Source organism: Rhizobium sp. BK591 (assembly GCF_014195045.1).
Lineage (GTDB): Bacteria > Pseudomonadota > Alphaproteobacteria > Rhizobiales > Rhizobiaceae > Rhizobium > Rhizobium anhuiense.
Genome location: NZ_JACIAZ010000002.1, coordinates 515,813 through 528,477 on the forward strand (window position 1 = coordinate 515,813; position 12,665 = coordinate 528,477).

At 62.7% G+C, this 12,665-nt stretch carries 14 protein-coding genes; 9 read left to right on the top strand and 5 right to left on the bottom strand.

Features of this window, described 5'->3' with window-relative positions:
* Window position 1: 1 nt before the first annotated feature.
* The 6 genes from FHX10_RS09485 to FHX10_RS09510 all read left to right on the top strand — a co-directional run bounded on the left by FHX10_RS09485 (window position 2) and on the right by FHX10_RS09510 (window position 5,267).
* A complete protein-coding gene (locus tag FHX10_RS09485) occupies window positions 2-1,081 on the top strand; it encodes a phosphotriesterase (RefSeq protein ID WP_132573488.1) in 1,080 nt (359 codons plus the stop codon).
* Between the two features lie 36 nt (window positions 1,082-1,117).
* A complete protein-coding gene (locus FHX10_RS09490; RefSeq protein WP_127430081.1) occupies window positions 1,118-1,891 on the top strand; it encodes a glutamine amidotransferase in 774 nt (257 codons plus the stop codon).
* Window positions 1,892-1,926: 35 nt separating this feature from the next.
* Window positions 1,927-2,769, top strand: a complete 843-nt coding sequence (locus FHX10_RS09495) for a BtpA/SgcQ family protein (protein WP_132573486.1) — start codon at window positions 1,927-1,929, stop codon at window positions 2,767-2,769.
* A gap of 2 nt (window positions 2,770-2,771) precedes the next feature.
* Window positions 2,772-3,419 (top strand): TenA family protein, encoded by a 648-nt coding sequence (locus tag FHX10_RS09500; protein ID WP_047613150.1) that lies wholly within the window; start codon window positions 2,772-2,774, stop codon window positions 3,417-3,419.
* A gap of 23 nt (window positions 3,420-3,442) precedes the next feature.
* On the top strand, window positions 3,443-4,336 hold the full coding sequence (locus FHX10_RS09505; RefSeq protein WP_132573484.1) for a ribokinase: 894 nt from the start codon (window positions 3,443-3,445) through the stop codon (window positions 4,334-4,336).
* Window positions 4,337-4,433: 97 nt separating this feature from the next.
* Complete coding sequence (locus FHX10_RS09510; RefSeq protein ID WP_132573483.1) at window positions 4,434-5,267, top strand: inositol monophosphatase family protein; 834 nt, start codon at window positions 4,434-4,436, stop codon at window positions 5,265-5,267.
* A 19-nt stretch (window positions 5,268-5,286) separates the two neighbouring features.
* Here FHX10_RS09510 and FHX10_RS09515 read toward each other — a convergent pair whose 3' ends face one another.
* The 4 genes from FHX10_RS09515 to FHX10_RS09530 are packed head-to-tail and all read right to left on the bottom strand — an operon-like array spanning window position 5,287 to window position 9,260.
* Window positions 5,287-6,366, bottom strand: coding sequence for an ABC transporter ATP-binding protein (locus FHX10_RS09515; protein ID WP_063476125.1), 1,080 nt, complete (start codon window positions 6,364-6,366; stop codon window positions 5,287-5,289).
* A 34-nt stretch (window positions 6,367-6,400) separates the two neighbouring features.
* Window positions 6,401-7,228 carry an ABC transporter permease gene (locus FHX10_RS09520; RefSeq protein WP_132573481.1) on the bottom strand — a complete coding sequence of 276 codons (828 nt, stop codon included), beginning with the start codon at window positions 7,226-7,228 and terminating at the stop codon, window positions 6,401-6,403.
* Window positions 7,225-8,115, bottom strand: coding sequence for an ABC transporter permease (locus FHX10_RS09525; protein ID WP_183902960.1), 891 nt, complete (start codon window positions 8,113-8,115; stop codon window positions 7,225-7,227). Before FHX10_RS09525 ends, FHX10_RS09520 begins: the two co-directional genes overlap by 4 nt.
* A complete protein-coding gene (locus FHX10_RS09530) occupies window positions 8,115-9,260 on the bottom strand; it encodes an extracellular solute-binding protein (RefSeq protein ID WP_183902959.1) in 1,146 nt (381 codons plus the stop codon). Before FHX10_RS09530 ends, FHX10_RS09525 begins: the two co-directional genes overlap by 1 nt.
* Window positions 9,261-9,447: 187 nt before the next feature.
* On the opposite strand from FHX10_RS09530, the gene msrA reads away from it, so the two are divergent.
* A complete protein-coding gene (gene msrA / locus FHX10_RS09535; RefSeq protein WP_018448987.1) occupies window positions 9,448-9,957 on the top strand; it encodes a peptide-methionine (S)-S-oxide reductase MsrA in 510 nt (169 codons plus the stop codon).
* 6 nt (window positions 9,958-9,963) lie between these two features.
* Here the strand turns inward: msrA and FHX10_RS09540 are convergent, their stop codons facing one another.
* The gene (locus tag FHX10_RS09540) at window positions 9,964-10,836 is read right to left on the bottom strand and encodes a LysR family transcriptional regulator (protein ID WP_063476130.1); all 873 of its coding nucleotides are present in this window, start codon (window positions 10,834-10,836) and stop codon (window positions 9,964-9,966) included.
* A gap of 93 nt (window positions 10,837-10,929) precedes the next feature.
* Between FHX10_RS09540 and FHX10_RS09545 the strand changes: the two genes are divergently transcribed.
* Both FHX10_RS09545 and FHX10_RS09550 read left to right on the top strand, forming a co-directional pair.
* Complete coding sequence (locus FHX10_RS09545; RefSeq protein ID WP_132573475.1) at window positions 10,930-11,715, top strand: SDR family oxidoreductase; 786 nt, start codon at window positions 10,930-10,932, stop codon at window positions 11,713-11,715.
* 27 nt (window positions 11,716-11,742) lie between these two features.
* Window positions 11,743-12,441 carry a ribonuclease activity regulator RraA gene (locus FHX10_RS09550; protein ID WP_132573473.1) on the top strand — a complete coding sequence of 233 codons (699 nt, stop codon included), beginning with the start codon at window positions 11,743-11,745 and terminating at the stop codon, window positions 12,439-12,441.
* The last annotated feature ends 224 nt before the right edge of the window (window positions 12,442-12,665 follow it).

Consider the following 12,665-nt stretch of genomic DNA (forward strand, 5'->3'; position numbering starts at 1 on the left):
GATGAGCGAGCAGACAGCTGAGAGCCTCTCCGAAGCGCATATCCGATCCGGCAAGGTGATGACCGTCACCGGCCCCGTTTCGGCCGATGCGCTCGGCGTGACACTGATGCACGAGCATATCCTCAACGACTGCCGCTGCTGGTGGCATGCGCCGAAGACCCCGGAGCGTCAATATCTCGCCGAAAGCTTCGTCTGCATGGAGATCCTAGGCGAACTCCGGCAAGATCCCTTCGTCAACAAGCACAATATCACGCTCGACGACGAACATCTGGCGATCTCCGAACTCCAGGATTTCGCAACAGCCGGCGGCCGCACGGTGGTGGAGCCGACCTGCAAGGGCATCGGCCGCAATCCGCTGGCGCTGCAGCGCATCTCGAAAGCATCCGGTCTGAACATCGTGATGGGGGCGGGTTATTACCTCGGTTCCTCGCATCCGGAAGGCGTCGCGGCAATGGGCGTCGATGACATCGCATCGGAAATTGTCCGCGAGGCACGGGAGGGCGTCGACGGCACCGGCGTCAGGATCGGCCTGATCGGCGAGATCGGCGTCTCCTCGGATTTCACCGCCGAGGAAGAGAAATCGCTGCGCGGCGCGGCGCGGGCGCAGGTGCTGACCGGACTTCCCCTGATGGTGCATCTGCCGGGCTGGTTCCGTCTCGGCCATCGCGTTCTCGACGTGGTCGCCGAAGAAGGGGCAAATCTCCGCCACACCGTGCTTTGCCACATGAACCCGTCGCATGACGACATTGCCTATCAGAGCGAGCTGGCGGAGCGCGGCGCCTTCATCGAATACGACATGATCGGCATGGATTTCTTCTATGCCGACCAGCAGGTGCAATGCCCGAGCGACGAGCAGGCGGCGCGCGCGATCGTGCGTCTCATCGAGGCTGGTTATCTCGACCGGATTCTGCTGTCGCACGACGTCTTTCTGAAGATGATGCTGACGCATTACGGCGGCAACGGCTACGCCTACATCCTTCGCCACTTCCTTCCCCGTCTTCAGCGCCACGGCATCGACAGGACGGTTCTCGACGAGATGATGCGCAGCAATCCGCGCCGCGTCTTTTGTGCCGGAGCCTAGCTCCACCAATTCAATCGATCACAGGTACGGCAGACCATGACAAAAAAAATCCTCCTTGTCGGCGAGAGCTGGGTCAGCTCCGCCACGCACTACAAAGGCTTCGATCAGTTCGGCAGCGTCACCTTCCATCTGGGCGCCGAACCGCTGGTCAAGGCACTCGCCGGCAGCGCCTTCGAGCTCACCTATATGCCGGCGCACGAGGCGGTGGAGAAATTCCCTTTCGAGATGACCGGGCTCGACGCCTATGACGCCATCATCCTCTCCGATATCGGCGCCAATTCGCTGCTGCTGCCGCCGGACGTGTGGCTGCACTCACGCACCGTGCCGAACCGGCTGAAACTTCTGAAGGCCTGGGTGGAGAAGGGCGGCGGCCTGCTGATGGTCGGCGGCTATTTCTCCTTCCAGGGCATCGACGGCAAGGCACGCTGGCGGCGTACCCCGGTCGAAGACACGCTGCCCGTCACTTGCCTGCCTTACGACGACCGCGTCGAAATCCCCGAGGGAACCGTCGCCGAAGTGGTGAAGCCTGAGCATCCGACGATGCGGGGTCTCGAAGGCGCCTGGCCGGTGCTTCTCGGCGTCAACGAGGTCGAAGTGCGCGACCGGGCCGATGTCGAGATCGTTGCACGCCTGCCTGACGATCAGGGCGGCCATCCGCTGCTCGTCCTCGGCACGCATGGCACCGGCCGGACGGCGGCCTGGACCTCGGATATCGGCCCGCACTGGCTGTCGCCTGCTTTCTGCGAATGGGAAGGTTATGGCCGGCTCTGGAAAAACATCCTCGGCTGGCTCACCGAAAAGCAGGCGTGATGTCTCAACGCGGCGGGAATTGGAAAGGGAATGACATGCAGGAAATTTCAGACAGGCCGTCCAACGCCATCCGGGACATCTTCGGCAGGGACAAGGTTCTGATCGGCATGATCCATTGCCCGGCCTTTCCGGGCGCCCCCCGCTACAGGGGTGCGGCAATGGACGCGATCTACGACGCGTGCATGCGCGACGCCGAAGCCTGCATGGAAGGCGGCCTGCATGGGCTGATCATCGAAAATCATGGCGACGTGCCGTTCTCGAAGCCCGAAGATATCGGCCCCGAGACGACGGGTTTCATGTCCGTCGTCACCGACCGGATCGCCCGCGCAGCCGGCATCCCGCTTGGTATCAACGTGCTTGCCAACGCGCCGATCTCGGCTTTCGCCATCGCCATGGCCGGCGGGGCCAAATTCATCCGCGTCAATCAATGGGCCAATGCCTATGTCGCCAATGAAGGTTTCATGGAGGGCAGGGCGGCCGAAGCCATGCGCTACCGCTCGCTGCTCAGGGCCGAGCATATCAAGGTCTTCGCCGACAGCCACGTCAAGCATGGCAGCCACGCCATCGTCGCCGACCGCTCGATCCAGGAACTGACGCGCGACCTCGCCTTCTTCGATGCCGATGGCGTCATCGCCACCGGCCAGCGAACCGGCCATTCGGCGACGATGGGGGAGATCGAGGAGATCGGCGCCGCCACGCATCTGCCGCTGCTCGTCGGCTCCGGCGTCAACAAGGACAATATCGTCGATATTCTGAGCCGCACCAATGGCGTCATCGTCGCCTCCTCGCTGAAGCACGGCGGCGTCTGGTGGAACCCTGTCGATATCGAACGCGTGCGGGCCTTCCGGGCAGCAGCCGAGCCGGGACTGGAGGGCTGAGCATGGCGGCAGAGAGCCTTTCGGCCCGCATCCTGCGCGAGAACGATGCCGTCTTCCGCGCGATGCTGAGCCACCGCTTCGTCGAGGACGTCAAAAGCGGCACGTTGAGCAGGGAGGCTTTCGAACGGTACCTCGTCTATGAAGGCGCTTTTGTCGACAGCGCCATCTCGATCTTTGCCTATGCGGCGGCGACCGCCAGGACGATGGCGCAGAAGCGCTGGCTGATCGCGGTTCTCGATGCGCTTGCCAACGAGCAGATCAGCTATTTCGAACGCACCTTCGCCAGCCGCGGCATCGATCCCTCGTCCTTCGACACCGGCATCGCCGAGGTCGAGGCCTTTCGCGCCGGCATGTTGGAGATCGCCCGCCGAGGCGGCTTCCTCGACACCGTCGCGGCGATGTTTGCAGCCGAGTGGATGTACTGGACCTGGTCGAAGGAAGCCGCCAATTGCCCGATCGGCGATCCGCTGCTGAAGGAATGGGTCGACCTGCATGTCGATCCGAATTTCGCCGCCCAGGCGCAATGGCTGAAGAATGAACTCGACATGGCAGGAGAAACGCTGGAAGAGGATGAAAAAGCGCGGCTCAGCGCGATCTTCGGCCGGGCGATGCAGCTCGAGATCGATTTTCACGATGCGCCTTACCTTTAGCTTCACCTTGCGAAAGCAGATGCATGCGCGCCTACATAGTCGGTAACGTCGCCATCGACGAAACCATCGCCGTTTCCGAACTTCCCGTCATCGGTGCCTCCATCCTTGGCAATGCCGGTGGCAGCGATCTTGGCGGCAAGGGCACGAACCAGGCTGTTGTCATGGCCCGCTGCGGTGTTCCGACAACGCTGGTGGCGCCTATTGGCAGGGATGGGCGGGCCGATAGTATCCGCCGTTACCTCGCCGACGAGCCGCTTCGGAGTGAACTGATCGAAATGGATGGGGCATCGAGTGATGTCTCGATCATCTTCCGACTGCCTGGCGGTGAAAATGCCATCGTCACGACGACGGAATCGGCGCAGAGCCTGTCCCTCTCCCATGTCAGGCGGATCCTGTCGACGGCCCGTCCCGGCGATCTGATGATGCTGCAGGGCAATCTGTCCGACCAGACGACCCGCGACATCCTCGAACATGCAAGAGCGATCGGCATGGTCACCGCCTTCAATCCCTCGCCGGTGCGTTCCTATTTCTCCGATCTCTGGCACCTCATCGACATCGCCTTCCTCAACAAGGGTGAGGCACAGGCTTTGACGGGAACGACAAGTGAGGATGCTGCCCAATATCTGCTCGGCCGGGGTCTGCGTGAAATCGTCCTGACGCTGGGCGGAGACGGCGCGACGCTCGTGAACCGGAACGGCAGCATCGACGTGCCGGCCCGCGCCTGCGATGTTGTGGATACGACGGGTGCGGGCGATACCTTCATGGCCGCAGCCCTGGCATCCTGCGCGTTGCGCGATCAGCGGCTGGACAGGCTGGCCATCGAGCACGCGGCCGCAGCCGCAGCCATCACCGTCTCAAGGCATGGAACGAGAAAGGCGTTTCCGACCATTTCCGAGCTTGAAGCGATCCTGAGATAACCGCCCCGCTATGGCGGGCAGCTTCATAAAACCATCATCAGCCTCTGCGAAGGGATGGGCTTCTCGCGATTCCCTCCGTTACATCCGGACATTCCCCATGACATCACTCTCAATTTCCGCGCGTCTTTCCCCGACTGCCTCGTCCCGCCTCGTCGTGCTTGCCGAAACGGCATTGAAGGCGGGCGAAACCGCCCGCGGCTCGTTGCGGCGGCGGACATCCCAGGAAATGCTCGCCAAGGCGCCGCGCGACTATCAGACTGAAATCGATGTGGCCGTCGAGCGGATCATCGTCGACGAGATGACGATAGCCTTCCCGGACTATGCCATCCAGGGCGAGGAAGCCGTCGGCAACCGCACGGCCGCTCCGGAGACGCCGATCATCTATATCGACCCGATCGACGGCACCACCAATTACGCCTGGGGCATTCCGCATTTCGGCATGACGATCTCGATCGTCGAAAACGGCAGGCTGGTCATCGGCGTCGTCTATGACGCCATGCAGGACGAACTCTTCAGCGCCGAAATCGGCGGCGGCGCCTATCTCAACGGCGAACGCATCCGCTGCGCCAATGTCGGCGACATCGAGAACGTGCTTGTCGGCGCCGGCCTGCCGATCCCCGGCCAGGTCAAGGCGGTTGCCGAAGACACCTATTTCGACGCCATCAAACGCCTGATGGCCAACACGGCAGGCGTGCGCCGCCTCGGCTCGGCGGCGCTGTCGATCGCCTATGTCGCCTGCGGCCGTCTGGACGGGTTCTTCGAAGACGGGCTCGCGATCCATGATTTCGGCGCGTCAGCGCTGCTGGTCGAAGAGGCGGGCGGCATCGTCACCCGGTTTTCCGGGACCGAAATCGACGGGCGAGGCGATATACTGGCTGCCAGCAAGGCGCTGCACCCCTGGCTACTGGAAGGTTTCCAGAGCAAGGCGTGAACCTGCGTATTCCAGCGGTTTAAACCCGCTGGAGCGCCTCGATCTCGGCTTTGGCGGCGGCCGGCATCGACTGATGGGCAAGTTCATTGTCGCGGAAGACAAAAAAGCTGGCGAGGCGCGGTTCGACCCTCATCCCGGCCCGGATCCGATCGTCCGGCGCCACCATCGCCTTCAGGCGGGTGCCGTCGGCAAGATCGACATCGACCATCTTGTGGGTGCCGAAATCGACGATGCGATGGACAGTCGCGGCCTCCGCCCGATCCGAGGGACGGATCGTCAGCGCTTCCGGGCGGGCGGCCAGCGTCACCGGCCCATCCTCGATGGGGATTGCAAGCGGGAAGAGCGGATGTTCGCAGACCCCATTTCTGGTGCGCCCCTGGACGAAATTCATCGAGCCGATGAAGCCGGCGACGAAAGCGGTCTGGGGCTGCCGGTAGATGGTGCTCGGCGGCGCAATCTGTTCGGTGCGCCCATCGCGCATGACGACGATGCGGTCGGCGAGCGCCAAGGCTTCATCCTGGCCGTGGGTGACGAAGAGCGTGGTGATGCCGAGGCGCTGCTGGATATCGCGCACCTCCTCCCGCAGCCTTTCGCGTAAGTGCTGGTCAAGGCTGGCGAAGGGCTCGTCGAGCAGCAGGATCTTCGGCTCGAGCACCAGCGAGCGGGCAAGGGCGACACGCTGCTGCTGGCCGCCGGACAATTGCGTCGTCATCCGCCTGCTGTAATCGGCAAGGCCGACCAGCGCCAATGCGCTCTCGACACGCTCGCGGATTTCCGCCTTCGGCAGCCGGCGCAGCTTCAGGCCGAAGGCGATATTGTTGAAGACATCCATGTGCGTCCAGAGCGCATGGCTCTGGAACACCATGCCGGTCGGGCGCCGCTCGGGCGGCAGCGTCGTCACATCCTTCGCGTCGATGCGGATCGTCCCGCCGCTTGGGCGCTCGAAGCCGCCGATCATTCTGAGCAGCGTCGACTTGCCGGAGCCGGATGGGCCGAGCAGGCAGACGAGTTCGCCGTCGCCGACTTCGAGCGAGAAGTCGCGAACGGCAAAACTGGTCCCGAACAGTTTCGAAACGCCCTCGATCGCCAGATGTGCCATTCTCAAACCCTTCCCTGGACTGACGCGTGGTATTTCATGCGCCGAAACCTCTCGCAAGGGCGCCGGTGCCGATCACGCGGCGTGCAAACATCAGCGCGATGAAGGACGGCACCCACAGCATGACCGAGAGCACGGCGCCGTATTGCACGACGATCTGGTTGTTGATGAAGCTGATCATCAGCACCGGCATGGTGCGAATCTCCGGCGCGCCGATCAACCAGGCGCCTTCGGTCTCGTAGAAGGTGCCGACGAAGGTCAAAAGCAGCGCCGCTGATATCGTCGGTGCCGCCTGCGGCAGGGTGATCGACCAGAAGACGCGCAGCGGTGTGGCGCCGGCATCGCGCGCCGCCTCTTCCATGCGCCGGTCGACATTCTGGAAGGCAGCGACTGGGATCCAGATCATCAGCATCAGCGTGCCGACGAGTTGGATCAGCACGACGCCCCAGAAGGTGCTGATCAGGCCGAACTGCAGGAAGATGCCGGCAATAGCGACGAGCAGGCCGAATTTTGGAAAGGCATGCGATGCGAGGAACGACAGAAACAGAATGTTCCTGCCGGGAAAACGCATGCGCGCGAAGGCGTAGGCCGCGGGAAGGCAGATGACGGCGGAGAGAATGGTCACCGTCGTCGTCAGCCGCAGGCTGAGGAAGAGCGCGTCCCAGACATCCCCCCGCGCCAGCGTCTGCCCCCAGAAACGCAGGCCGAACTGCTGCGGGATGACCGAGGGATAACGCCAGACTTCGGTGAAGGCCCATGTGCCGACCACGATCAACGGCAGCGCGATGAACAGTGTCAGCAGGCACGCGAAGAGCAAGCCGATCCAGTCGAAGCGAAGATCCATGCTCGATCTGCCGGTCGTCATAGCTGGGCCTCGCGGTTGCGGGCGATCGACCGGATGTAGAAAATGCCGAAAACCAGGCAGAAGGCGAATGTGATGACGGCCTGGGTCATGGCATCAAGCGGGTCGTTCATATCAGCGAAGGTGCGCTGCATGAACGGCCCCATCATCTCCGGCGATGCCGAGCCGAGCACATAGGGTAGGGTGAAGGCGGAAAAGATGCCAAGCACCGCAAAGGACGCCGTCACCAGCAGCGAATTGCCCATGCGCGGCAGGATGATCGAGATGAAGACCCGAAACGGCCTTGCGCCGACATCGCGGGCGGCCTCGACGGCGCTGTTCGAGATGGAGGAGAGCCCGGCCGTCAGCATCAGCACCGTCAGCGGAAGATTGTCCCAGACGAGGCCGATGACCGGTCCCCACGGCGTCAGATAGGGCGTGCGCAGCTTGGGCAGGCCGACTGAATTCAGCAACAGGTCGACGGTGCCGTTCGGCCCGATCGTCCGGATCAGCGCATAGGCGAGGATGATCGACGGCACGAACATCGGGAAGATCGCAAGAGCCTGCACATAGGCGGCAAGACGCCCCTGCGAGAAGCGAAGGTAAAGCGCGATCGGAAGGCCGATCGCCAGAAGCAGGATGCCGCAGACGGCGGTCGTCCAAAGCGTCAGCCAGAGATTGCCGAGGCTGTAGCCGTCAGTGAAGAAGAAGCGATAGGAGGCAAGCGAGACTTCTTTCGCTCCGTCAGGACCGCGAACGAAGATGGTGCCGACGACCGCCGAAAAGATCGGAAAGATGATCAGCCATGCGAGCAGGAAGACCGGTAGGGCGACGAGGAGGAGCCCGATGGAGCTCCCCCTGGTGATGGACGGGTGACGGCTGGAAACCGCCGGCGCAGTTTCGGTGGACATCAGGTTCGGCTGATGCCCGGAGCGACGTTGCGGTACCAGCCGTCGGCGATTGCCTTTTCCCAGTCGCCGCCCGGGAAGGTCGGGATGGTCGATGGAATGACGTCGGCATATTTCTTGCGGAGATCGTCGGAGATATGGTCCCAGGAGATGCCGGGGAAGCCGCCGATCTGAGTGATGATCGCTTCCTGCATTTCCTTCGTCAGCATGAAGGCGGCCAGCTTCAGCGCCGCATCCTTGTTGGCGCCGTTCGAGAACACCGTGATGCCGGAAAAGCCGCCGCAAAGGGCGAGATCAGTAAGCTGCACGAGGCCGGTCGTCTCCGGCAGCACGCCCTGGGAGATCGCCTGCAGCACCTGGTCCGACCAGACCGGGACCATGGTGACGACGCCCTGGGCGAGCAACTGGATCGACTGGGTGTTGCCGGCGGTATAGGCGCCCTTGTCGTAGAGCGCGGGCTCGAGGTCGTTGAGGATCTTCCAGGCCGGCGTCAGCGCTTCCGTGGCGAAGTCGGCGGTGAAATTGTCGATCTTGAACTTCTTCGGATCGCGGCCATTGGCCTCATGGATCGCCCGGCGGACGAAGTTGCCGCCCGAGCCGCCCTTGTCCGGACGGTTGTAGATGAACTGGCCGGGATTGGCCTTGATCCATGCGGTGAGCTGCTCCCAGCTCTTCGGTGCATCCTTCGGATCGAGCTTGGTGGTGTCGTAGGCGAGAAGCACCTGCGAACCGCGGTAGGGAAGCGAGTAAGGGGTATCGAAGGCAAGCGGATTGATATGGTCGTAGGCTTCGATATTCTCGGCGGAGAACTTGACCCAGAGGCCGGCATCGATGCCGCCGGACGGCAGGCGCGGATCGAACACCTCGAACAGGTCGGCCTGCGGATCGGTCTTCGTCTTCAGTGCGGCGAGCGCACGGTCGGCGATGGCGCGCAAACCGTTATTGTCGCCGGCATCGGTCACCTTCAGGGCAACGCCTGGATGCGCCTTTTCGAAGGCGGGGCGGATGGTGTTGTTCCAGAGGTCGACGATATTGGCATCCGAACCGCTGTAGAGATCGATCGTGCCGGCCGCGGCCGATGCGAAACGCGGAAGAGCCAGCAGACCGGCTGCAGCTGATGATGTGATCAGAAATTCGCGTCTATTCATAACCCGTCTCCATCAGGTGTCGAGGCTCAGCCTCCGCAGGAATGTTCAAGGCCTTGCTAGCGCCGGCGCGTAACATCGACATGACAGATCGGGCGTATCTGAGGGAAATTGCACAGCTGTGCTGAATTCCGCCGTATGGAAATCTTCGGCGGGAAACACTATCTCTCGGCAAACAAGGAGATATCCAATGACCGAAGAACGTGCAGTCCTCGCCGGCGGTTGCTTCTGGGGCATGCAGGACCTGATCCGCCGATACAAGGGCGTGATTTCAACCCGCGTCGGCTATACCGGCGGCGATGTGCCGAATGCCACCTACCGCAACCACGGAACCCATGCTGAGGCGATCGAGATCATCTTCGACCCCTCAAGGATCAGCTATCGGGAAATCCTCGAATTCTTCTTCCAGATCCACGACCCGAGCACGCGCAACCGCCAGGGCAACGATGTTGGCTTGAGCTACCGCTCGGCGATCTTCTACGTCACCCCCGAGCAGGAGCGCGTCGCCAAGGATACGATCGCCGATGTCGACGCCTCAGGCCTGTGGCCCGGCAAGGTCGTCACCGAAGTCGTGCCGGTCAGCGATTTCTGGGAGGCCGAACCCGAGCATCAGGATTATCTGGAGCGGATTCCGAACGGCTATACCTGCCATTTCGTCCGGCCCGGCTGGAAACTGCCGGTTCGTCAGAAGATCGCCTGAAATTGATCAGGCTCCCATCGCCGCGCGGCTGGTTTCCAGAAGCGCGGCGACGAGATTTGCCCGTGGCGAGGATCGCGTCGCCACGATGCCGACGGTGCGCATAGCGGACGAGCGGGGCAGGGGCAGCTTGAGGATATCAAGGCCAGCCGGCCAGGGCGGCGCCCAATCCGGCACGATCGAGATCCCGAGACCGCGGTCTACCATCACCGCGATCGCCTCCAGCGCGTCGAGTTCGTAACGCTCGACCGGATGGATGCCGATCTCGCGCAGATATTCATCGGCGATGTGACCACCCCATTGGTTGCGGTCGTAGCGGATGAAGGGCAGGGTCTTCAACAGTTCGAGCGGATCCACCCCCTTACAGTCCGGCGGAGCGATCAGCACCAGGGGTTCCTGGCGCAGCTTGTTGAAGGTCAGCGTCTTCTGCATCGGAAATCGCGGTTCGATGATGAAGGCCGCGTCCAGCGCGCCGTTCAGAACCTCGGCATAGAGGTCCATCGAAGAGCCCGGCTTGAGGAAGATCTCGATCAGCGGGTAATCCTGGGCGAGGCGGTGGAGAATGTCGGGAACGAGACCGGTCAGCGCCGTATTGATCGCCCCGATCCGCATCTCGCCCGAAATCGTCGCGGTGCCGGCCATCGCCTTCAGATCGCGTGTATCGCGCACCAGCTCCCTGCAACGTTCGAGAATGGCAAAACCCGCCTCCGTCGGCCGCATGACGCGACCGGAACGCACCAGCAGCCGCACCCCGAGCTCGGCCTCCAATGCGCGGATGCGCTGGGCGACGGCCGCAGGCGTGAGGTTCAGCCGCTGCGCCGCCTCCGCCAGCGAGTGCCGCTCGGCAACGATAATGAAGGTTTCGAGAAAGCGTGTGTCCATCGATAGTTTTTCTATCTCTTGAACGAAGCAGAAGCCATATTTTATTTACGATCCATTGCTCCGAAAGATGGCCCGACCACATGAGGAGATGAAATGGATTTCGGCCTGAAGGACAAGACGGCCCTGGTGCTTGGCGCCGGCGGCGGACTGGGCAGCGCGATTGCCGTCAAGCTTGCGCGTGAAGGCGCCAGAATTGCCGCGGCGGATATCGATCTCGCCGCCGCTGAGAAGACCACGGCTGCGATCGAATCCGAAGGTGGCAAGGCGCTGGCGCTGCAATGGAACCTTTCCGATCTCGGTTCGATCGATGCGCATGTCGCTGAAATCGAGCGCCAGTTCGGACCGGTCGATGTCCTCGTCAACAATACCGGCGGCCCACCGCCGACCACCGTCTCCGGCCAGGATCCCATGCTCTGGAACCAGTATTTCCAGAGCATGGTGCTCTCCGTCATCGCCATTACCGATCGCGTGTTGCCGCAGATGCGGGCGCGCAAATGGGGGCGCATCGTCACCTCGACCTCGTCGGGCGTGGTCGCGCCGATTCCCAATCTCGGCATCTCGAATGCATTGCGCCTGTCTTTGGTCGGCTGGTCGAAAACACTGGCGCGCGAGGTCGGGCGCGACGGCATCACCGTCAATATCGTCCTGCCGGGCCGGATCGCCACCGGCCGCATCACCTTCCTCGACGAGCAGAAGGCCAAACGCGAAAACCGTTCCATCGACGACATCGTCACTGAGAGCACCGGCAACATTCCGCTCGGCCGCTATGGCCGGCCGGAAGAATATGGCAATGTCGTCACCTTCCTGGCGAGCGAGCCTGCTTCCTATCTCACCGGATCGGTGATCCGCGTCGATGGCGGCATGATCCAGAGTGTCTGACAGAAACCCAATTGGAACTGACAACCGATGGCCCTTAGCGCTGAAGCGATAGCAACCCTCAAGACCGTTTCGACCGCGACACTGACGACCGTTCTTCTGAAGAAGGGCCTGCGAAACGTCTGGATCCGCGGCGCCACTCCCTTGAAGCCCGGCCAGCCGCGCATCGTCGGTCCGGCCTTCACGCTACGCTTCGTACCGGCCCGCGAGGATCTCGCGACGCCGGCATCCTGGGCCTCGCCGATTTCGACGCGCGCTGCGATCGAGGCGATGCCGGAAGGCTGCGTCGCCATCGTCGATGCGATGGGAGTCACCGAGGCCGGCATCTTCGGCGATATCCTCTGCGCCCGCATGCAGAAGAGAGGCGTTGCCGCACTCGTCACCGACGGCGTGGTGCGCGACCTTGCCGGCGTGCTCGACACCGGCCTGCCGGTCTGGTGCCGCGGCGTCGCAGCCCCCCCTTCGGTCGCCGGTCTGACCTTCGTCGCCTGGCAGCAGCCGATCGGCTGCGGCGGCGTGGCGGTCTTTCCCGACGACATCATCGTCGTCGACCAGGACGGCGCGGTGCTAATCCCGGCCGATATGCTCGACACCGTGCTTGATGAAGCGCCGGAACAGGAGCGGATGGAAGCCTGGATCATGACCAGGATCGATGAAGGCGTGCCGCTGCCCGGCCTCTATCCGATGAACGCCGAAACCAAGGCGCTCTACGAGGCCTCGAAGAAATAGGCTCCGGGCCAAGACGGTGGCAACTTTATCGCGAAGCCTGGGATTTTTGCGACATTTGAGTGGCCGGCTCCTACCTAAGTAAGACGTCCAGGAATGATCGCCCCACATTCAGAAGCGGTCATTCACAGACTTGGGACAGTTGCAGCAATGCCCCCTGCCAACGATCGGCTGCCAACATCAACGGTCTTTGTAGGTGGTGCCTGGACGGACCTCTTTTACTGATG